This is a genomic window from Lentzea cavernae, from assembly GCF_014653695.1.
Classification (GTDB): Bacteria; Actinomycetota; Actinomycetes; order Mycobacteriales; family Pseudonocardiaceae; genus Lentzea; species Lentzea cavernae.
In genome coordinates, this window is record NZ_BNAR01000004.1 from 307,173 (window position 1) to 328,656 (window position 21,484).

Annotated in this window: 17 protein-coding genes; 10 read left to right on the top strand and 7 right to left on the bottom strand. The window is 71.5% G+C overall.

Features of this window, described 5'->3' with window-relative positions; all coding sequences use genetic code 11:
• The first annotated feature begins 17 nt into the window (after positions 1–17).
• On the top strand, positions 18–419 hold the full coding sequence (locus tag IE307_RS15465; protein WP_191298640.1) for an SgcJ/EcaC family oxidoreductase: 402 nt from the start codon (positions 18–20) through the stop codon (positions 417–419).
• Positions 377–2,494 carry a helix-turn-helix transcriptional regulator gene (locus IE307_RS15470; protein ID WP_191298641.1) on the top strand — a complete coding sequence of 706 codons (2,118 nt, stop codon included), beginning with the start codon at positions 377–379 and terminating at the stop codon, positions 2,492–2,494. Before IE307_RS15465 ends, IE307_RS15470 begins: the two co-directional genes overlap by 43 nt.
• Here the strand turns inward: IE307_RS15470 and IE307_RS15475 are convergent.
• On the bottom strand, positions 2,484–3,875 hold the full coding sequence (locus IE307_RS15475) for an NDP-hexose 2,3-dehydratase family protein (protein ID WP_191298642.1): 1,392 nt from the start codon (positions 3,873–3,875) through the stop codon (positions 2,484–2,486). The two genes, IE307_RS15470 and IE307_RS15475, sit on opposite strands and share 11 nt — an antisense overlap.
• Positions 3,872–4,975: a DegT/DnrJ/EryC1/StrS family aminotransferase gene (locus IE307_RS15480; protein WP_191298643.1), complete on the bottom strand. Its 1,104-nt coding sequence runs from the start codon at positions 4,973–4,975 to the stop codon at positions 3,872–3,874. The genes IE307_RS15475 and IE307_RS15480 overlap by 4 nt, the downstream gene beginning before the upstream one ends.
• Before the next feature lie 151 nt (positions 4,976–5,126).
• Between IE307_RS15480 and rfbA the strand changes: the two genes are divergently transcribed.
• Positions 5,127–6,002, top strand: coding sequence for a glucose-1-phosphate thymidylyltransferase RfbA (gene rfbA / locus IE307_RS15485; protein ID WP_191298644.1), 876 nt, complete (start codon positions 5,127–5,129; stop codon positions 6,000–6,002).
• Here the strand turns inward: rfbA and IE307_RS15490 are convergent.
• The 3 genes from IE307_RS15490 to IE307_RS15500 are packed head-to-tail and all read right to left on the bottom strand — an operon-like array spanning position 5,952 to position 8,843.
• Complete coding sequence (locus IE307_RS15490) at positions 5,952–6,956, bottom strand: NAD-dependent epimerase/dehydratase family protein (protein WP_191298645.1); 1,005 nt, start codon at positions 6,954–6,956, stop codon at positions 5,952–5,954. The genes rfbA and IE307_RS15490 overlap by 51 nt on opposite strands.
• Positions 6,940–8,103, bottom strand: coding sequence for an epoxide hydrolase family protein (locus IE307_RS15495; RefSeq protein WP_191298646.1), 1,164 nt, complete (start codon positions 8,101–8,103; stop codon positions 6,940–6,942). The genes IE307_RS15490 and IE307_RS15495 overlap by 17 nt, the downstream gene beginning before the upstream one ends.
• 2 nt (positions 8,104–8,105) lie before the next feature.
• Positions 8,106–8,843: a DUF2306 domain-containing protein gene (locus IE307_RS15500; protein WP_191298647.1), complete on the bottom strand. Its 738-nt coding sequence runs from the start codon at positions 8,841–8,843 to the stop codon at positions 8,106–8,108.
• A 290-nt stretch (positions 8,844–9,133) separates the two neighbouring features.
• On the opposite strand from IE307_RS15500, the gene IE307_RS15505 reads away from it, so the two are divergent.
• The 3 genes from IE307_RS15505 to IE307_RS15515 all read left to right on the top strand — a co-directional run bounded on the left by IE307_RS15505 (position 9,134) and on the right by IE307_RS15515 (position 12,525).
• Positions 9,134–10,417, top strand: coding sequence for a nucleotide disphospho-sugar-binding domain-containing protein (locus tag IE307_RS15505; RefSeq protein ID WP_229904731.1), 1,284 nt, complete (start codon positions 9,134–9,136; stop codon positions 10,415–10,417).
• Entirely contained in the window at positions 10,417–11,652 is a 1,236-nt protein-coding gene (locus IE307_RS15510; RefSeq protein WP_191298649.1) for a class I SAM-dependent methyltransferase, read from the top strand. Before IE307_RS15505 ends, IE307_RS15510 begins: the two co-directional genes overlap by 1 nt.
• Positions 11,653–11,724: 72 nt before the next feature.
• Positions 11,725–12,525 (top strand): TIGR03084 family metal-binding protein, encoded by an 801-nt coding sequence (locus IE307_RS15515; RefSeq protein ID WP_191298650.1) that lies wholly within the window; start codon positions 11,725–11,727, stop codon positions 12,523–12,525.
• Positions 12,526–12,948: 423 nt separating this feature from the next.
• Here the strand turns inward: IE307_RS15515 and IE307_RS15520 are convergent, their stop codons facing one another.
• Positions 12,949–14,535 (bottom strand): MFS transporter, encoded by a 1,587-nt coding sequence (locus IE307_RS15520; RefSeq protein WP_191298651.1) that lies wholly within the window; start codon positions 14,533–14,535, stop codon positions 12,949–12,951.
• A 107-nt stretch (positions 14,536–14,642) separates the two neighbouring features.
• On the opposite strand from IE307_RS15520, the gene IE307_RS15525 reads away from it, so the two are divergent.
• Positions 14,643–17,771: an AfsR/SARP family transcriptional regulator gene (locus tag IE307_RS15525; RefSeq protein ID WP_191298652.1), complete on the top strand. Its 3,129-nt coding sequence runs from the start codon at positions 14,643–14,645 to the stop codon at positions 17,769–17,771.
• A gap of 77 nt (positions 17,772–17,848) precedes the next feature.
• Here the strand turns inward: IE307_RS15525 and IE307_RS15530 are convergent, their stop codons facing one another.
• Positions 17,849–18,295: a winged helix-turn-helix transcriptional regulator gene (locus IE307_RS15530; RefSeq protein ID WP_191298653.1), complete on the bottom strand. Its 447-nt coding sequence runs from the start codon at positions 18,293–18,295 to the stop codon at positions 17,849–17,851.
• 87 nt (positions 18,296–18,382) lie between these two features.
• Here IE307_RS15530 and IE307_RS15535 point away from each other — a divergent pair, with 87 nt between their 5' ends.
• From IE307_RS15535 to IE307_RS15545, 3 genes are all read left to right on the top strand, one after another.
• Positions 18,383–19,327 (top strand): carboxymuconolactone decarboxylase family protein, encoded by a 945-nt coding sequence (locus tag IE307_RS15535; RefSeq protein ID WP_191298654.1) that lies wholly within the window; start codon positions 18,383–18,385, stop codon positions 19,325–19,327.
• 137 nt (positions 19,328–19,464) lie between these two features.
• Positions 19,465–20,451, top strand: coding sequence for a DUF1702 family protein (locus IE307_RS15540; protein WP_191298655.1), 987 nt, complete (start codon positions 19,465–19,467; stop codon positions 20,449–20,451).
• Between the two features lie 7 nt (positions 20,452–20,458).
• On the top strand, positions 20,459–21,454 hold the full coding sequence (locus IE307_RS15545) for a carboxymuconolactone decarboxylase family protein (protein WP_191298656.1): 996 nt from the start codon (positions 20,459–20,461) through the stop codon (positions 21,452–21,454).
• The last annotated feature ends 30 nt before the right edge of the window (positions 21,455–21,484 follow it).

Here is a 21,484-nt window from a genome sequence, read left to right on the forward strand (position 1 = left end):
GCCGGAAAGGACACACGATGTCGATCACCGAACTCGGTGCGGAGCAGATGCACGAGCTGCCCACCAAGATGATCGAGACCTGGGCCACCAACGACGGCGCGGCGTTCAGCGAACTGTTCACCGAGGACGCCACGCTGATCCTGCCGAACGACATCTTCCTGCGCGGCCGTGACGGCATCCGCGGGTTCATGACGCAGGCGTTCGCCGGCCCGTACCAGGGCACCCGCGTGTTCGGCGAGCCGCTCGACGCGCGCTACCTCGGCGAGGAGGCCGCCGTGATCGTCACGCAGGGTGGTGTGCTCGCACCCGGCGACACGGCGGTCGCGCCGGAACGCGCGATCAGGGCGACCTGGGTGCTGGCCAGGCAGGACGGCCGATGGCTGATCGCGGCTTACCAGAACACGCCCATCGGCGCCTGACCCGATCCGCGCCCCGCCGGTCGAACGACGGTTCCCGGCGGGGCGCGGATCCCCATCCCCTGCTCGAACGCGACACGGCGCTGCACACCGTGTTGTCCGGTCCGCCGCAGGTCGTCGTCAGCGGCGGCATCGGGTGCGGACGCACCACCCTGCTCCGCGCCGCCGCAGAACTGTCGGCCGCACAGGTCGTGGCCGCCACCGCCGTCCGATCCGAACGGACCGTCCCGCACGGCATCGCGAACCAACTGGCACCCCACCTCTCCCGCACCCGGCCGACGCTGGTCGCGGTCGACGACGTCCAGCACGCGGACTCCGAGTCCGTCGCGTTCCTGGTGTGGTTGCGACGGTTCCCGAACATCCGCGTGGTCGTGACGCACTCGGCGACGGACTCCCCTCACCGCGTCGCGTTGTCGGCCTGGCACCAGGTCTGGCTGCGCCCGCTCTCCACCGGCAACCCGGCGCTGCTGTCCGCAGTGCGCGACGACGGCGACGAGGTCGGTCCCGTGACACGGCGGACGTTCCTGGACCTGTTGCGCGACAACGACCTGTTCGAAGTCGCATGTGGACTCGCGGTGCTCGGGCGCCACAGCGCCTTCCTCGGCGCCCTCACGAATCGGCACCCAAAGGCCGTCACCACGCTCACCGACAGCGGGCTGCACGACGGCACCCGCTTCCTCCTCCCCGCAGCGGAGGAGATCCTGCTCGGCGCACTCGCACCCGCACAGGCCGCGGATCTACACCTCCGCGCGGCGGCCTTGTTGCACGACGCGGGCGCTCCGGACCTCGACGTCGCCGAACACTGCGTTGCCGCCCAGGCGGTCGACGACCGCACCGGCGGAGTCCCGCTGCTGCGCCGGGCGGCACGCACCGCCACGTCCGCGTTCGCCGTCGACTGCCTGCGGCTCGCGTTGAGGACCAGCGACGACGAGGCCGTGCGCGTCGAGCTCGGCAGGACCCAGTGGCGCACCGATCCGGCGGCGGCGGCACGCACCCTGCTCCCCTGCGACTCTGGCGATCCCGTGGTGCTGCGAGCACGGTGGTGGCACGGCGACTTCTCCCCCGAGATCAACCGGTGCACGGCAGAACTGTCCCTGTGCCACGAGTTCCTGACGGGCCGGCCGCTCCAGGCGGTCGACGCCGAAGCCGTGTTGCGGCAACGGGGTCCGGACACCGCTCCCGAGGCTCTCGCCCAGGCGCTGCGGCTGGTCAGGTCCGAGCACTGGCGAGCGACCCTCGCGATCGACGCCTCCGGCACCCTGAGGGCGTTGCTCGACGCCGTCCGAGCCGAGGACTCCTGGCGGCGGGGCGACGTCCTCGCCACGGCCGCGGACGCCAGGTCCGCGCTCGACGGGCTGAGCCCGGAGGGCTGGGGTGCCGCCATCGGGTTCCCGCTCCAGTTCGCCCTGCTCGCCGGTGCCGCACTCGGCCACGAGACGTCACCGCTCCCGCAGGCGGTGCCCCGCGGCGTCTTCTGGCCGGAGTACCTGCGGGCTCGTGGCCGCCACCACCTGGCGCTGGGCCGGCCGTACGCCGCACTCGACGACTTCACGGCGGCTGCGGACCGGCTGGGCGAGGCGGAGGCGAGGATCGCGCTCGGCCAGTCCGGAGCAGCGAGAACCCTGTTGGAGGAGGAGATCGCGCCGCCCTCGGACGCGCGCACGACCGGCATCGCCCTGAGGCTGCTCGCGACTGTGGCAGCGAGGACCGACCGGCCCGGGTTGCTGCGCGAGGCGGTGCGCAGGCTGGAGCACGCCGGTGATCACCTCGAACTGTCCCGTGCACTCGCCGACCTCGGCCACGACCGGCGTGACCGGGGCGCGCTCGGCGAGGCGCGGTCGCTCGGCAGGAGGGCACGGCGGGAGTCCGGACTGCCCGAGCGCGATGCGGCGGATGGGGTTCTCAGCGCCGCGGAACGCAAGGTCGCGGCGCTGGCGGCCGCCGGGCACAGCAACCGCGAGATCGGCCGCAGGCTGTGCGTGACCGTCAGCACCGTCGAGCAGCACCTCACCCGCGTCTACCGCAAGCTCTCGGTCGCCGGACGCGACGACCTGCCGCGCGAGCTGCTCACGAGGTGAGGCTGTGCAGACACGCCACCAACGTCCGGGCCTGCACGTTGACGTAGTGGCTGTGCCGCAGCAGACCCACGAGCTGGTGCGGCACCACCCAGCGGAAGTCGGGGTGCTCCAGCTCCTCGTCCACCTCGATGATCACGTACCGCGTGCGCGGGTGGAAGAACCGCCCGCCCTCCTCCGAGAGCACCGCGTCGAACCGGATGGACGACGCCGGGGCGGTCAGGGCCAGGTCGAGGAACGGCGGGCGGGCGGCCTCGGGCAGGACGTCGAAGTTCTCCGGCGTGCACTGCACCGTGGGCGAGAGCTCGGCCACGTCGAGGAAACCCGGTTCGGCGGTCGCGCGCACGAACGCGTGCAGCACGCCGTCGATGCGGCGCACCAGCAACGCGGCGAGGCCCGTCCCGTACGGCTCGATCATCGGCTGGGTCCACGTGCGCACCTCGCGCCCGCTCGCCCGCACCTCGACCGCCATCACGTCGAAGAACCTGCCGGTCTCGTGCGTGATCGCGTGCTCGGTGCGGTGCCACTGCCGCACCTCGTGCAACGGGATCAGCCGGGTGCGCACCTCGGTGCGCGTGCGGACATCCGTGATCCACCGCAGGATCTCGTCCTCGCTGTGCACACCGGGCACCGCGGGCCCGCAGGAGCGGGCGACCACGTCCCGGAACCCGTCCCCCGCGCCGGACAGCTCGCCGGCGCCGGTGAACGGCAGGCACGACAGCACGGTCCGGGCGTCCATGTTGATCAGGTCGTCGAGCAGCAGCAGACGGTGGACCTGGCCGAGCGTGAGCCAGCAGAAGCCGTCCAGCAGCTCGACGTCCTCGCTGACCGACACGATCATGTTCCGGTTGCGCTTCTGGTAGAACCACGCGCCCTGCTCGGACTGCCGCACGTCGGCGACGACGGTGTGCCGGGACGTGTCGCGGAAGTACTCCAGGTACGGCACGTCCTGGCCGCCGTGCACCCGCGTGTAGTTGCTGCGGGTGGCCTGCACGGTCGGCGAGAGCTGAAGTCCGTTGGGGTTGCCCGGTTCCGGCTTCGCCTGCATCAGCAGGTGCAGGCGGCCGTCGAACTCCTTGACCAGGATGCCGAGGATGCCGACCTCGGGCTGGTTGATGATCGGCTGGGTCCAGCGCGGAACGGCGTTGCCCGGCAGTTCGACGTCGATGCCGTTGACGCTGAAGAACTTCCCGCTGGCGTGCACGATGTCGCCGCTGCCCGGCAGGGTGTGCCAGCCGTCGAGGGCGTCCAGCGGGATCCGCCGGGCGGTCGTGAAGCAGCGTTCGGCCAGCCCGGTGAACCAGCGGTGGAAGTCGGGCAGGTCGAGGTGCCTGCCCTCGACGTCGTGCGCGGACAACGCGATCTGGGTGGCGATGTTCGTCATCGGAGCACCTCGCGCAGGGCGTCGATGACCTCGTCCTGCACGGACGGGGCGAGCGAGGGGTACATCGGCAGCGAGAAGATCTGCTTCGCCAGCGCCTCGGTGACCGGCAGCGAGCCCGTCGCGTAGCCGAGGTGGTCGAAGCCGGTCATCGTGTGGACGGGCCACGGGTAGCTGATGTTGAGGAAGATGTCGCGGGCCTTGAGCTCCTCGATGATCCGGTCCCGGTCGGGGTGGCGGACCACGTAGACGTAGTAGACGTGCTCGTTGCCGTCGGCGAGGTGCGGCAGCACGAGTCCGGTGTCCCCCAAGCCTTCCGCGTACCGCCGCGCGACGGCCCGGCGGCCCTCCAGGTACGAGTCGAGGCGGCGGAGCTTGCGGCGCAGGATCTCCGCGTGCACCTCGTCGAGCCGGCTGTTGTGGCCCGGGGTCTCCACGACGTAGTACCGCTCGGCCATGCCGTAGTAGCGCAGCCGCCGCACCCGTTCCTCGAGCTTGTCGTCCGAGGTGATCACCGCGCCGCCGTCGCCGTACGCGCCGAGGACCTTGGTGGGGTAGAAGGAGAACGCCGCCGCGTCACCCATGCCGCCGGCGATGCGGCCGTGGTGCGTGGCGCCGTGCGCCTGGGCGACGTCCTCCAGGATCGGGATGCCGTGCTCCTGCGCCAACTCCTCGAGTGGCGCCATGTCCACGCACTGGCCGTAGAGGTGCACGGGCAACAGGCACTTCGTTCGCGGGGTGATCGCGGCGGCCACCTGGCTCACGTCCATCAGGTAGTCCGACGGCCGCACGTCGACGAACACCGGTGTGGCGCCCACCGAGTCGATCGCGAGCACGGTCGGTGCCGCCGTGTTCGACACGGTGATCACCTCGTCGCCCGGTCCGACCTGCAACGCCCTGAGCGCGAGCACCAGCGCGTTCGTGCCGTTGTCGACGCCGACGCAGTGCCGCACGCCGTGGTAGGCGGCGAAGTCGGACTCGAACCCGGCGACGCTGCTGCCGAGGACCAGCCTGCCGGAGCGGAACACGCTGTCCACCGCGTCCAGGATGTCGTCGCGTTCGGCCTCGTACTCAGCCAGGTAATCCCACACCGACGTTCCCACGGCGATACCTCCGAGTGTGTTTCCGGCGAATCACCTCAATTAGATTCACGGACGCCCCGGCACCCAACCCCTATCGCCCCCTACAGCCCCGTGAAGCGCATTATCGAACAAATAGCACCGGTTTCCGCCGCGGCTGCCGTTAACTGGATTCGTGAAGGGAATCATTCTCGCCGGCGGCACCGGTTCGCGGCTGGGCCCGATGACCGCCGCGGTCTCGAAACAGCTGCTCCCGGTCGGCGACAAGCCGATGATCTACTACCCGTTGTCCGTGCTCATGCTCAGCGGCATCCGCGAGGTGCTGATCATCTCGCAGCCCCGCGACGTGCCCCTGTTCCGCCAGCTGCTGGGCGACGGCAGCCAGTTCGGCATCCACCTCGACTACGCCGAACAACCGCATCCAAACGGGCTCGCCGAGGCATTCCTCATCGGCGAGCAGCACATCGGCGGTGATTCGGTCGCGCTCGTGCTCGGTGACAACGTCTTTCACGGTCCCGGATTCCAGCGCGTGCTGGAGAAGCACAGCACGGCCGTGAAGGGATGCGTGTTGTTCGGTTACCGGGTGAGCGATCCCGAACGGTACGGCGTCGGCGAGCTGGACGACACGGGCCGCCTGCTGTCGCTGGAGGAGAAGCCGGCGCGGCCGAGGTCGGACCTCGCCGTCACCGGCCTCTACTTCTACGACAACGACGTGGTCGACATCGCGCGGCAGGTGCGGCCGTCGGCGCGGGGCGAGCTGGAGATCACCGACGTCAACCGCGTGTACCTCGATCGCGGCCTCGCGACGATGGTCGACCTCGGCCGCGGCTTCGCCTGGCTCGACACCGGCACGCCCGAGGCGCTGCTGGAGGCGAGCCAGTACGTCCGCACCCTCGAGCAGCGCCAGGACGTCGGCATCGCGTGCCTGGAGGAAGTGGCGCTGCGCATGGGTTTCATCGACGCCGACGCGTGCCTCGCGGCCGCGAGCAGGTACGGCAACTCACGATACGGCCGGTACGTCGCGGAGATCGCCCGCGAGCTCCGCGGCTGAGCGCCGGTACCACGCCGCGGTGCGGCGCAGGCCTTCCCGCAACGGCACCGGCGCCGCACCGTCGATCTCCCGCATCCTCGTCAGGTCAAGGTCGCGACTCGACCGGCCCTCCGGCTTGCCCGGATCCGTCCTGATCCGCACCGGCCTGCCCAGCGCCTCGCCCACCATCCGTGCGAGCGCGAGCACGGAAACTTGTTCTCCGGTACCGATGTTCGCCACCCGGTGCTCCGGGTGCGCGACCATCGCCAGCACCGCGCGGACGACGTCGGTGACGTAGACGAACGTGCGGGTCTGCTCGCCGCTCCCCCAGATCTCGACCTCCTCCCCCGCGTGCACGCGGGAGATCAGCCGCGGGATCAGCCGCAGCGACCGGGGACCGAAGTCGTCACCGGGGCCGTAGATGCTGGCGGGCCTCGGCAGGTGCACGCGCATCCCGTGCTCGGCGGCGTACTGCTCGGCGAGCACCTCGCCGTAGACCTTGGAGAGGTAGAAGCCGTCCCGCGCGTACCGCATGTCCGTGTGGTGGTCCTCGGTCTCCCTGATCGGCCACGGCACGGAGCCCGCGTAGATGTCGCTGGAGCTCAGCAGCACCGTGTCCGCGACCCCGCCGCGCCGCGCGCTGTCGAGGACGTTCGACACCATCCGCATGTTCTCGTCGATCATCGTGCCCGCGCGCAGCCGTTTGTCCTCCGGCGTGCCGTCCACGGCGGCGCTGTGCACGAGCAGGTCGACGTCGTGGGCCGCCACGAGCCGTGTCAGGCCGGCCCGGTCCAGCAGGTCGAGCCGGACCGGGCGCACGCGATCGTGCGGCGGCAGCTCGAGCACTCCGGACCGGCACGGGCACAGCACGGTGGCACCGCGGGCGACGAGCTCCTCGGCGAGGTGCGCGCCGAGGAAACCCGTCGCCCCGGTGACCAGGGCCGTGCGGCCGTGCAGGTCAGCCTTCGACCGCACCGAAGAACTCCCTGACCTCGCCGACGAACGCCGCCGGCTCCTCCATCGCCGCGAAGTGGCCGCCGTTGGGCACCTCCGACCAGGAGGTGATCGCGGGGTAGTCGGCCTCGGCGAGCGCCCGGACCGGCGCGACGACGTCACCGCCGAACACGCTCACCCCCAGCGGAACGGGGACGGGCTCGGGCCGCACACCCGGTGTGAAGATCGCGCCGAGCTGCGGGCCCGCCTCGAAGTACAGCTGCGCGGACGACGCGGCCGTCTCCGTCAACCAGTACACCGTCACGTTGGCCAGCAGCATGTCGCGGTTCACCGCGTCCTCCGGGAGTGCGGCCGACGGGTCCGTCCAGTCCTTGAACTTCTCCACGATCCACGCGAGCAGGCCGGCCGGGGAGTCGTTCAGCCCGAAGGAGACCGTCATCGGCCTGGTGGACATCAGCTTCAGGTAACCCGACAGCTCCCGGTCGAACCGCTGCAGCCCGCCGAGCCGCCCGAAGTCCTCTTCGGACAGTGCGGCCAGCTCGGCCGGATCACCGGACGGCACGGTGACGAGCATGTTCACGTGCACCGCCCGGACGTGCTCCGGATCGCGCCGGGCCAGCTCCAGCGAGATGAACGAGCCCCAGTCGCCGCCCTGCGCGAAGTACGCGTCGTACTCCAGCCGGGCCATCAGTTCGGCCCACGCCCCCGCGATCCTCGGCACGTCCCAGCCCGGCTCGTCCACCGGACCCGAGAAACCGTGGCCGGGCAACGAGGGCACGACCAGGTGGAACGCCTGCGCCGGATCGAGGCCGTGTGCGCGCGGGTCGGTCAGCGGGCCGATCACGTCCAGGAACTCGATCACCGAACCCGGCCAGCCGTGCGTGAGCAGCAACGGCCGCGCGCCCGGTTCCGGCGAGCGGACGTGCAGGAAGTGCACGGTCGCGCCGTCGATCTCGGTGACGAACTGGTCGTAGGAGTTCAGCCGCTGCTCCACCGCGCGCCAGTCGAAGTCGGTGGCCCAGTGCTTGGCGAGCTCCCGCAGGTACTCCGGCGGCACTCCGCGCTCCCAGCCCGTGCCGGGCACGGCGGCGGGCCAGCGGGTCGCGGCGATCCGGGCGCGGAGGTCGTCGAGCCGGCTGTCGGGCACGTCGATCCGGAAGGGGCGCATGGTCAGCCTTTCACGTTGGCGGGCAGGACTTTCCGGTGCTTGGTCCGCTCGATCCACCACTGGGCCACGAGCAGGTTGAACACCCACACGCACCACCCGACCATCTCGAACAACAGCGCCTGGTCGATCTGCGCGGTCCACGGCAGCTGCACGCCGAACACCGGCACGACACCGAGCAGGAACAGCACGAGCCGCGTGAGGACACCGTCCATGATCAGCGCGAAGCTGTAGATCATGTACCGGCGGTGGTCCGCGTACCGGTGCTTGCGCGCCATCCGGTACGCGACGAGCGTGCTCAGCAGCAACAGCAGGCCGAGCACGAACCTGCCGACCCTGCCCGGTCCCGCGGCGATCTCGCCGGAGAACATGAGCAGGACGGGGGTCGTCACCGCGACGGGGATGGCGCCGCCGAAGATGTAGACGATCCCGCTCGTCCGGTGCAGCCTCGGGTATCTGCCGCGCACCCACGCCGACATCTGCAGGCAGGCGGTGAGCAGGCCGAGCGTGCCCGCGACGATGTGCAGGATCAGCAACGGGTAGTGGATCGAGGAGCCCTCGACGATCGGCGACAGGGACTTCGCCGGGTCGAGGTCGAGGTAGGGCGGTAAGGCGTAGACCAAGAATGCCACCACGAGCGCCACCAGCGCCATCCACCACGGGTTGCGCCACACGGGCCTGACGGCCTTGCGCGGCGGTGCGGTGGGCGCGCGATCGGTGACGGGGGCGAGCTGATCCGTCATGAACTTCCTCCTCAGCCAGCGAATTCCAACCGATGCGCGCGCCCGCTGACCGTAGCTTTGGACAGCGGCACTTCCTTCTCACAGATTGCGCTGCCGACGCCTTGTAATCCGGGGTCGGAAACCCATGAGTGCCAGCGGTTTCACGCTCCGCAACTTCGGAGATGCGCCGGCCGCTCCGCGCGACTGAGGATGGCCGTCGCCGGGCCTGCGTCATTGCCTTTCCCACGCTGAGGAGCAGCCGCATGCGAGTCGTGTTCACCCCCTGGCCAACGCCATCGCACCTGAATCCGATGGTTCCGCTCGCCTGGGCGCTGCAGAGCGCGGGGCACGAGGTCTGCGTCGCCGCGCATCCGGCGCTCGCCGACGCCGTCGCCGCGGTCGGGCTGACCGGTGTGCCCCTCGGGTCCGCGGACAGCGCACCGGCCCTGATGGGACCGGGACGTCCGACGCCCCCGGCGACGCGGGCGCGGCTCGACGAGACGGGACTCGCGCTCGGCCCGCTCACCGCGGAGGAGCAGAACCTCTGGGACGTCTTCTGCCAGTTCATGCTGCCGCCCATCTGGGACTTCCACCCGGTCGGCGCCCGCGCGGAGGACCCGCAGCCCGTGGTCGACGAGTTCGTGGACTTCTGCCGCGCCTGGAAACCCGACCTCGTGGTGTGGGACGCGTGCTTCCCCGCCGCGGCGATCGGGGCGCGGGTGTCCGGCGCGGCGCACGCCCGGTTGCACTGGGGCCTCGACTACTTCGCGTGGGTGCTCGACCGGATCGGGACGAACTGGAACCCGCTGGCCGAGACCGTCCGCCCCGCCGCCGAGCGGCACGGCGTCGAGGTCGACAGGGACCTGCTGCTCGGCCAGTGGACGATCGACCCGCTGCCAGCGGGCATGCGACTGCCGGTGGCCACCAGGACCGTGCCGATGCGCTGGATCCCCTACTCCGGCCAGACCGCCGTCCCCGACTGGCTGTACGCGCCCCAGGACCGGCCGCGCGTCGCGCTGTCGCTCGGGCAGTCGCGGCGCCTGGTCATGAAGGGCGGCTGGGACCACGTGCCCGGGCTGCTCGAGATGGTGTCCGAAGTGGACGTCGACGTCGTGGCGACGTTGAACGAGACGCAGCTCGCCGGTGTGCGCACGGTGCCGGACAACGTGCGGATCGTCGACTACGTGCCGCTCAACCAGCTCCTGCCCACCTGCGCGGCGTTGATCCACCACGGCGGCGTCGGCACGTTCTCGGCGGCGGCCGGGCTGCGCGTGCCGCAGCTCATCCTCGACTCCGGGGGTGACGAGGGACTGCTCACCGAGGGCGAGGCCGGCACCGAATGGGCGTTGGCCGCCAAGGACATCGAGTCGTCCGACACCGCGGCCTGGGTCGTCGGCCAGGGCGCCGGGCTCACGCTCGACTTCGCGCGGCACTCCATCGACGCGATGCGCAAACGGGTCATGCAGGTGGTCGAGGACCCGTCGTTCGCGGAGGGAGCGCACCGGTTGCGGCTCGACGCCGCGGCCGCGCCGAGTCCGGGTGAGCTCGTGCCTGTGCTGGCGCAGCTCGTCGAGCAGCAGCGGGCGAGGGCGTGATGGACACCGGTCGCAAGAACTCCGTCTGCCACGTGTGCGCCGGTGTCGTGCGCGAGTTCGCCGACTTCGGCTCCCAGCCGCTGTCCGACGCCTTCGTGCTGCCGGGTGACCCGGCCGGGGACTTCCGCTTCCGGCTCGCCGTCGGGGTCTGCGGGTCGTGCACGATGGTGCAGCTGATGTCCGAGGTGCCCCGCGACCGGATGTTCCACCACGACTACCCGTACCTGTCGTCGGGCTCGCGGTTCATGCGCGAGCACTTCGCGGCGCTGGCCGCGCGGTTGCGCCGCGACGAGCTCACCGGGCCGTCGCCGTTCGTCGTGGAGATCGGCTGCAACGACGGCGTGATGCTCGAGTCGCTCGCCGCGGAGGGCGTCCACCACCTCGGCGTCGAACCGTCCGGCGGGGTGGCCCAGCGCGCCGCCGCGAAGGGCGTGAACGTGCGCAACACGTTCTTCGACGAGCCGACCGCCGTGGAGATCCTGGCCGAGCACGGCCCGGCCGACGTCGTGTTCGCCGCGAACACGTTGTGCCACATCCCCTACATCGGGTCGATCCTGCGCGGGGTCGCCACGCTGCTCTCCCCCGGCGGGGTCTTCGTCTTCGAGGACCCGTACTTCGCCGACATCGTCGAGCGCAACTCGTTCGACCAGATCTACGACGAGCACTTCTTCTTCTTCACCGTGCGGTCGGTGCAGTACATGGCGTTGATGCACGGCCTGGAACTGGTCGACGCCGAACGGCTGACGGTGCACGGCGGCGAGCTGCGCTACACCCTGGCGCGCAAGGGAACCCGTGCGGTGTCCCCGGCCGTCGCCGAGCTCGCCGCCGACGAGGAGCTGTCCGGACTCACCCTGCCGTCGACGCTCGCCCGGTTCGCCTCGAACGTCGCGCGGATCCGGACGGACCTGGTGGAGCTGCTGCGGTCGTTGCGCGCGGAGGGCAAGAGCGTCGTCGGCTACGGCGCGACCGCGAAGAGCGCGACGGTGCTGAACTACTGCGGCATCGGGCCGGACCTCGTGCCGTTCATCTGCGACACCAGCGCCACCAAGCAGGACAGGGTCACCCCCGGCTCGCACATCCCGGTGCGGGCGCCCTCCGCCTTCTCCGACCCGTACCCCGACTACGCGGTGCTGTTCGCGTGGAACCACGCCGACGAGATCCTCGCCAAGGAGATCGGCTTCCGCGAGTCGGGCGGCCGCTGGATCCGCTACGTGCCCGACGTCCACATCGTCTAGTGGTGCGGCCCGGAACGCCACCTAGCCGGCGTTCCGGGTCACGCCGCCGAACCGTCCCAGGAGGACAGACGCGTGACCGAAGAGAACGTGTTCCTCGCACTGAAAGCCGAGGGTGAGGACGTCGACCGCATGGTCGCCTCGCTCTCCGAGACGGAGTGGTCGCTGCCGACCCCCGCACCCGGCTGGACGATCGCGCACCAGATCGCCCACCTCGCCTCGACCACCCGCATGGCGGGCCTCGCCGCCTCCGACCCGGCGGCGTTCGGCACCCTCGTGTCGGGCATCGGCGCCGACTTCGACGCGGCCGTCGCGGGCGCGCTGGCCCCGTTCCTCTCACTGGGCCCCCGCAAGCTGCTCGAACGGTGGCGGGCGGAACGCCAGGCCGCGGGTGCCGCGCTGTCCTCCGTTCCCGACGGGCGACTGGTGCCGTGGCTGGTGAACCCGCTGCCCGCGCCGGTGCTCGCGGCCGGCGGCATGATGGAGCTCTTCGCGCACGGCCAGGACATCGCCGACGCCCTCGGCGTCCGCCGCGAGCCGACGGGCCGGCTGAAGCACCTGTGCGGGTTCGGCTTCCACACCATGACCTTCGGCTACCTCGCGCGCGGGCTCACCCCGCCGGACAAGCCGTTCCGGTTCGAGCTGACCGGGCCGTCCGGTGAGCTGTGGACGTTCGGGCCGCCCGACGCCACGCAGCGGATCTCCGGGCCGGCACTGGACTTCTGCCTGCTCGTGGCCCGGCGGCGGCACCACGCGGACCTCGCGGTGGTGGCGAAGGGCGACGAGGCGCTCGGCTGGCTCGAGGTCGCGCAGGCCTACCGCGGACCGGCGGGGGCCGGGCGGGAGGCGGGGCAGTTCGACCCCCTGCCCGCCTGACGCGACGGAGGCCGGGCAGGAGGCCGAGCAGTCCCGGCCCCCTGCCCCCTGACACGGCGGAGGCCGGGCAGGAGGCCGAGCAGTCCGACCCCCTACCGCCGGACACGTCGGAAGCCGGACAGGAAACCGCGCAGTCCGACCCCCGCCCACCTGACACGACGAAGGCCGCGCAGGAGACCGAGCAACTCGACCCCCTACCCGCCAGACACGACGGAGACCAGGCAGCAGGCCAAGCAGCCCGACCCCCTACCCACCTGACACACCGCATGTGAAATAGGGCCGGGACATCCCGGCCCTATTTCGCGTGCGGTCGTGCGAGGAGCCCGGCATCGCGGGGGGCACGATGCCGGGCTCGCTCAGGGGGTGGTCGCGCCGGAACCGGACGATCGGGGGTCGGTCACAACCGGTTCCGGCGCGACCGGTTCACCGGGCTTCCCGTTCCGCCGCAACGGGAACACCCGTGTCGGCCGGGGCCGGTGGCTCCTCGCCGGTCTTGCCGACGTGCCGCAGCAGGGCGACGGTCAGCCCGGACAGCACCACCAGGATCACCGCGGCGACGCCCGCCGCGGTGTTGACGCCGCTCGTGAACGCGGCACGGGCGGAGTCCAGCAGGGCCGCACCCGTGTCGGCGGCCAGGCCTTCCGCAGCGGCCACCGCACCGCTGATCGTCTCCCGCGCGGCAGCTGCGGCCTCGGCGGGAACGCCCGGCGGCACCGCGACGACGTTCTGGTAGACCGCCGCGGCGATCGTGCCGTAGGTCGCGACGCCGATGGCCACGCCCAGTTCGGTGCCCGTCTCCGACACCGAGGCTGCGGACCCCGCGCGTTCCTCCGGCGCCGAGCCGACGACCATCTCCGTGCCGAGCGACCCCATCGGGCCCACGCCCGCCTGCACCAGGACGAAACCGAGCAGCACCACCACGAGGCTCGTGGCGGGGCCTGCCTGGGACACGACCGCGAGCCCGATCGCGGCCACGAGGAGACCGGCGGCGGCCACGTAGGCCGGGCGGATCTTCTGCGCGATCTTCGGCGCCACCAGCGACGTGACGATCAGCGCGGTGGCGGCCGGGATCAGCCACAGGCCGGACTCGACGGCCGAGTACCCGCGCACGGTCTGCAGGTAGAGGCTGAACAGCATGATGCTGGACGAGATCGTGGCCGAGGTGAGCAGCATGATGACCAGCGCGCCGCTCACCGTCTTGCTGCGGAACAGCTTCAGGTCGAGCAACGGGCTGTCGAGCGTGCGCTGGCGCAGCACGAACACCACGCCGAACACGATGCCGACGAGCAGCGCCCCGCCCGCGAACGCGCTGAACCCGTGCTGGGCGACCTCCTTGAAGCCGTAGACCACCGGCAGGATCGCGAGCAGCGACAGCACGACGCTGAGCAGGTCGATGCGGCCGGCGTCCGGGTCGCGCATCTCCGGCAGCAGCACGGGCGCGGTGATCATCAGCAGCACCATGACCGGCACGGCCATGAGGAACACCGAGCCCCACCAGAACCAGCCGAGCAGCACACCGCCGATCACCGGGCCGATGGCCATGCCGCCCATGAACGAGCTCAGCCAGACGCCGATGGCGAAGCCGCGCTGCTTGGCGTCGGTGAACATCGTCATGATCAGCGCGAGGGTCGACGGCATCAGGGTCGCGCCGGCGATGCCGAGCAGGGCCCGCGCGAAGATCAGCATCTCCGGCGTCGTCGAGTACGCGGCGATCACGGACGCCACGGCGAACGCGGCGGAGCCGAACAGCATGAGCTTGCGGCGGCCGATGCGGTCGCCGAGGGTGCCCATCGTGACGAGGAAGCCCGCGATCATGAACGCGTAGATGTCCATGATCCAGAGCTGCTGGCTCGCCGACGGGTTGAGGTCGGCGCTGAGCTGGGGCTGCGCGAGGAACAGCACGCTCAGGTCGAGCGACAGCAGCAGCGTCGGCAGGGCGAGCACCGCGAGGCCGATCCACTCCCGCCGTCCCGCCCGCGTGGTGTTCCCGGCCGGATCGGTCGATTCCATGGAACTTGTCCTTCCGTGTGGTGCCCTGGTCGGCACCCGAACTCATCGATCCGGCTCACCCTGCGCGCCCGCACTGTCGGAATTCTTTCGGCCGGTATCGTGTGCGCATGTTGTTCGCGGTGCTCGGGCCGCTCGCCGTCCGAACCACCGACGGCCGCCCGGTCGAGATCCCCGAGTCGAAGGTGCGGGCTCTCCTCGCGAACCTGCTGGCGCACCGCGACCGCCCGGTGTCCGCGGCCGCGCTGATCGAGGACCTGTGGGGCGACGACCTGCCGGTCAACCCGACGGGCGCGTTGCAGACCAAGATCTCCAAGCTGCGCCAGGCACTGGCCGCCGGCGAGCCCGGCGCACGGGACCTCGTCGCCTCGCAGCGGCCCGGGTACGTGCTGCGGACCGGCGCGGACTCCGTGGACGCCGACAGGTTCGCCGCCCTCACCGCCGCCGCGCGCGCCGCCGCCGACCCGGACGCGCGGGCGCGGTTGCTGAGCGAGGCGCTCGAGCTGTGGCGCGGGCCCGCGTTCGCGGACTTCGCCGGGGAGGCGTTCGCCCGCGCCGAGATAGCCCGGCTGGAGGAGGACCGGCTGGTGGCCGCCGAGGATCTCGGTCAAGCCCGGCTGGAGCTCGGCGAGCACACCGCGCTGCTCGGCCGGATCGGCGACCTGGTGGCGGCCCATCCCCTGCGCGAACGGCTGCGGGCGCTGCACATGCTGGCGCTCTACCGGTCCGGGAGGCAGAGCGAGGCCTTGGCGTCGTTCCGCGAGGTTCGGGCGCTGTTGCACGACGAGCAGGGGCTCGACCCCGGTGAGCAGCTCACCGAGCTGCACCGCTCGATCCTGCGCCACGACCCGTCGCTCGAACCGCTGGGCCGGCACCGCACCACCCTTCCGGTGCCGCCCACCGAGCTCATCGGCCGCGACGAGGCCGTCTCCGGCGTCTGCGCGCTGCTCGGCTCCTCCCGGCTCGTCACGCTCACCGGATCGGGTGGTGTCGGCAAGACCCGGCTCGCCGTGGAGGTGGCCACCCGCACGGCCGCGCGGTACCCGGACGGCGCTCATCTCGTGGAGCTCGCGACGATCTCCGAGGCCGGTCTGCTCACGAGCGCGGTGCTGGCGGCGCTGGGCATCAGGGACGTGCCGGGCACGGACGTGCTCTCCGAGGCCGTGCGGGCGCGGCGGATGTTGCTGGTGCTGGACAACTGCGAGCACCTCGTCACCGAGGTGGCGGTGTTCACCGAACGGCTGCTGGCCGCCGCGCCGGGCCTGCGCGTGCTCGCGACGAGCCAGAAGCCGTTGCGCATCGCGGGCGAGTCGGTGTGGACGGTCGCTCCGCTCGACCTGCCGCCTCCCGGCACGTCACCCGACGTGGTGGAGCGGTCGAGCGCGGTGCGGCTGTTCGTCGCCCGGTCGGCGCCCTCGTTCACGCTGGACGCGGACAACGCCCAGGCCGTCGCCGAGCTGTGCACCCGGCTCGACGGGGTGCCGCTCGCGCTGGAGCTCGCGGCGACCAGGGCGCGGTCGCTCGGGCTGCGCGAGCTGCTGACCCGGCTCGACGACAGGTTCCGGCTGCTCGCGGACGGCTACCGCGACGCGCCGCCGCGCCAGCAGACGTTGCGCGCGGTCATCGACTGGAGCTGGGAGCCTCTCGGTGAAGCCGAACGCGCGGTGCTGCGCAGGCTCGCCGCGCACTCCGACGGCTGCACCCTGACCGCCGCCGAGGCGGTGTGCGCGGGCGGGATCGTCGTGGCGGGCGACGTGCTGGACACGGTCGCGGGCCTGGTCGACCGGTCGCTGGTCACCGTCGTCGACACCCCGGACGGCACCCGGTACCGGCTGCTCGAGTCGGTCGCCGCCTACTGCCGCGAACGGCTGGCGGAGGCCGGGGAGACCGAGGCCGTGCAGCAGGCGCACCGGCAGTACTACACGGCGCTGGCCGAGACCGCCGAACCGCACCTGCGCGGCCCGGCCCAGCGCACGTGGCTCGAACGCCTCGACGCCGAGTCCGCGAACCTGCGCACCGCACTCGACACCGCGGACGGCCCCGGCGCGCTGCGGCTGGTCAACGCGCTGGCCTGGTACTGGTACCTGCGGGGCCGGCTGTCCGAGGCGCGCAGGGCCCTGTCCGCCGCGCTGTCGCTGGACACCACGCCCTCGGCCGAACGGGCCCGCGCCTCGGCGTGGCACGCGGGCATCACCTTCCTCGGCAGCGACGTGGCGGACCGGGCTGCCGCGCGCGCCACCGCGCTCGCCGCCTACGACTCGCTGGACGACCCGCGCGGCAAGGCGTTCGCCCAGTTCTTCCTCGGGCTGGTCGAGGCGGACTTCGGCGCCCAGTCCACCAGCGAGGACCTGGTGAACCGCGCGCAGGAGACGTTCGGCGAGCTGGGCGACCGGTGGGGCGTCGCCGCGACGCTGAGCCTGCAGGCGATCCGCGCACACACGCGAGGCGACCTGGAGTCCTTGCGGCGCAACGGTTCGCAGAGCCTCGCGTTGTTCCGCGAGCTCGGCGACCGGTGGGGCCAGCTGCGCGCGACCGAGGCCCTCGGCGGCCTCGCCGAGATCGAGGGCGACTACGAGGAGGCCACCCGCCTGCACCGCGACGGCCTGCGCATGGCGGAGGAGCTGCGGCTGTGGCCGCAGGCCGCGGACCGACTGAGCTGGCTGGGCCGCGCCTCGATGCTGCGCGGCGACCACGCGCACGCGCGCGAGCTGAACGAACGGGCCCTGCGCCTCTCCCGTGAGCAGAGCTACAAGCCGGGCCAGATCTTCGCCCAGATCAACCTGGGCCTCATCGCCCGGCGGGCGGGAGACCTCGACGCCGCCGAACAGCACCTGCGGACCGTGCTGGAGTGGGACTGGGAGCCGGGCATCGGATTGTGGCTCATCCTCACCGAACTCGGGTTCGTCGCCGAACAGCGCGGCGACACCAGGACTGCTCGTGCCCGGCACCTCGAGGGGTTGACCGTCGCCCGCGCGCTGGGTGATCAGCGGGCCGTGGCCGTGGCGATGGAGGGGCTGGCGGGGGCGTGCCTGGCGGACTCGTTGCCGGCGGAGGCGGCGCGGTTGCTCGGGGCCGCGGCGGCGGCGCGGCAGTCGGTCGGGGCGGCGTTGACGGCAGCCGAGCGGGCGGACCGGGACCGGGTGGAGGCCGGGGTCCGGCAGCAGCTGGGTGAGGAGTTCGCCGTGGAGCACGCACGGGGGTTCGAGTCGAGCGACGGGTCGGCGGTCGTGCCGCTGTAGTGCTCCGGCTCAGCGCGTCCGCACTCGGCGAGACCCCACCACGCTCTGAGCCACACCACTGGCAGGCGAACGCGCGGTCAGGCGCGGTTCCACCTCGTCGCCACCTCACCGGCGCGGGCCGGCCCGCCGCAGTCCGGGCACACCAGGCACGCGACCAGCTCACCACCGCAGGTGGTGTGCAGAGCGGTGCGCGGCGGTCCCTCGGGTGACGGCACGTTCCGGTCGCCCCACTGCATCAGCGCGATCACGACGAGCGCGAGCTCGCGGCCGGCAGCGGTCGGGCGGTATTCGTACCGCGGCGGATGTTGCTGGTAGGCGACGCGTTCCAGCACGCCGTGCTCCACCAGGCCGCTGAGGCGGTCGCTGAGCACGTTGCGCGCGATGCCCAGGCTCGCCAGCAGGCCGTCGAACCGCACGATGCCCAGCAGGACGTCCCGCACGATCAGCAACGTCCACCGCTCGCCCACCACCTCGAGCGCGCGGGCGGCCGAGCAGACCTGGTCGTCGTACGTTCGTCCGAGCATTCCCCATGCTAAACCGCCAGTTGCGTGATCGAACCGACGTACCGTAGCGTTCGGTGAGTAGCATCATGCAACCTTTTGGGGGCTTGGATGGCGCGCTCGCTGCTCCGCAAGGCACTGCGCGGCCTGTCCCTCGCCCAGGTCCGGCACGTCACGCCCGTTCCGTTCCGCCGGGCCGATCCCGAGGTCCTCGAGGTCTACCGCGCCGTGGAGCGGGAGTTCGGTGTGCTGGCGCCGCCGGTCGTGTTGCACGCGGCCTCGCCCGGTGTGCTGCGGGCGTCGTGGGTGATGTTGCGGGAGATCGTGCTGGCGCCGGGTCTGCTCGACCGCGGCACCAAGGAGGCCGTCGCGGCGGCGGTGTCCGAGGCGAACGAGTGCCCCTACTGCATCACCGTCCACACCGGAACAATGGCCAGGTTCGGTGGCACCACGGTGGATCTCGAGGACGAGGGGCGGTTCACCACCGCCGAACTGCCGGAAGCGCTCGGCGTCGCGACCACGTTGCAGTACTTCAACCGGATGGTGAGCGTCTTCCTCACCGAAAAGCCGATGCCGCCGTACGCGCCGGCTTTCATGCTAGGTCCGGTGACGAAGATGCTCAACGGGCTCATCGCGTCCGCCGAGAGCTCCCCACCCGGACACAACCCGCTGCCGGACGTGCCGCTGCCCGACGAGCTGGCGTGGGCTGCGGGCAGCCCGGTCGTCGCGCACGCCCTCGCGCGGTCGAAGGCCGTCTTCGACGCGGCACCGGTTCCCGAGGCCGTCCGGGCGCTGCTCGCCACCGAACTGTCCACGTGGGACGGCAAACCGAAGGGCCTGAGCCGCGGGTGGGCGACCGACGCGGCCGGTCGCGTCGGGCCCGGAGACCGGGCGGCCGCCAGGCTGGCGCTGCTGACCGCGTTCGCGCCGTACCAGGTGGACGACGACGTGGTCCGGGACGTGCGGGCGGACGACGCCGCGCTGATCGAGCTCACCGCGTGGGCGAGCATGGCCGCCGCCGTCCGCGCGACGGCGCTCGCGAAGTCGCCCGCCTGAATTTTCCGATACCGCGCATTGCCGTTGTCCGATGATTTCTTTTCATCGGGAGCAACGTGAGAGAAGCGTCCCGGCCGGAGGGTGTGCCAGCATTGAACGGTGGATAATCGCCTTTCCAAGAGGAGGTCCCACCGGAAATGACAACCACGGGACTGATTCGCAAACGTTTCATCACGCCGGACGCTTCGGACGTCCTCTTCGACCGGCGCGGGTTCGCCGTCGACACACCCGCGCGTGCGCAGCTCGAATTGAGCGCGCTGCAGCTCGTTTTCGGATTCGAGTTCGGCATCGAACACAAAGACCACAACTCGATAATCACGCGCCTCGACGCGTTGTCCCGGGAATACCGCGGTTTCGCCTACGAGGGCGCCACGATGGCCCTGGCGATCCGCGACGCCCTCACCCCGTTGCCCGGACGAGGCCAGGTCGAGCAGTTCCTCGCCGGACCGGACTTCACCTCGGCGCCGGCGTCGAAGCACATCTTCATGGCCTACATCGGCGTCGGGTTCGCCCTCGCAAGACTGCCGCGAATGCTGTGGTCACGAGCCATCCCCGACGCGCGCAAGCTCGCCGACCACCCGTCGCTGAGCTGGTTGATCATGGACGGGTACGGCTTCCACCTGGCCTACTTCGACCACGTCTCGTGGGTGGAGAACCACCGCGTCCCGGGGCGGCTCGCCTGGCCGGGGCCCGCCGCGTACACGAACCGGGTGATCGACCACGGCATCGGGCGGGCGATGTGGTTCATCCACGGCGGTGACGTCGACCGGCTCCTGCGGAGCATCAGACGATTTCCCCCGGACAGACACGCGGACCTGCTCAGCGGCGCGGGACTGGCCGCCTCCTACGCGGGCGGGGTCACCGAGCAGGAACTCGGGAAACTGGTCGAAGGGGCCGGTGAGTTCCTGCCGGAGGTCGCTCAGGGCGCGGTTTTCGCGATGCGCGCCAGAGTGGTCGCCGATCTCGTCACGCCGCACAGCGAAATGGCAGCCCAGGTGTTCTGCGGGCGCAGCGCGGAGGATTGTTCGGAAATCGCCGCGAAGGAGATCGAGAACCTTCCCGAGGACGGTGCCGTGCCCGCGTACGAGGTTTTCCGCCAGCGCGTCCAGAACTACTTCCGGTGAGGCCGCCATGTCCGGAATCGTGAAACACGTCGAGGTCGTCGCCGCGAAACGAGCGACAGGCCTTGTCCGCGAGGTCTACGCGCAGTCCACCCGGGAGGTCGGCCGGCTCGTCGAGGCGGTGACGATGTTCTCCGCCGCACCCGCACTGCTCGCCGCGTCGTGGGCGGCGTTCCGCGAACCACTTCTGGCGGGCACGGCGTCCCGCGTCAGCAAGGAGGCGGTCGCCGCCACCGTGTCCCGGCTGAACGAGTGCACCTACTGCGTGGACGCCCACGCGATCATGCTTTACGGCGGCGGCGCGGGAACGTTCGCCACACAGCTGTTGTCCGGTGCGGGCGGTGACGAGCTCGACTCGGCCCTGCGACCGTTCGCCACCTGGGCCGAGACGCCGGCGCGGCCACCGTTCCCCTCGGCCCACACGGCCGAGTACGTCGGTGTCCTGGTGTACTTCCACTTCCTCAACCGCGTCATCAAGGTCCTGCTCGACGGCACGTTCCTGCCCGGTCCCCCGCGTGCCAAGGCCATCGCCCGGCGGGTGGCGGGCAAGGTGATGGCCGGCAAGGTCACCGCGCGCAACGAGTCCGGTCGCGCCGCCGGCCTGCGCTCCGGCCCACCGCCGGAGGGCTTCGGCTGGGCGGCCGGCTCACCCGCCATCGCCTCCGCCTTCGCCGCCCTGGCAACCGAAACAACCGCAGCGGCCGCCCACGTCCCTGAGGAGACCCACCACACGCTCGGCACCGTCGTCGCGAAGCACGTCGGTCAACCGCAGGGCCTCAGCGCGGCCTGGGTGGACGAGCACCTGCACGCGCTCGGCCCGAAGTCCGTTCCCTCCGCACGGCTCGCCCTGCTCACCGCGCTCGCACCGCATCAGGTCGGCGACCGCGACGTCGCGCGGTTCCGGGACCAGCACCCGGAGGACCGGGACCTGCTCGGACTGCTGTCACTCGCGGCGCTGACCGCGGCCCGCCACCTCGGCGAGCAGAAGGCCGGTATCGTCCACTGAGGACATGCCAGAAGTGNNCACTTCTGGTGT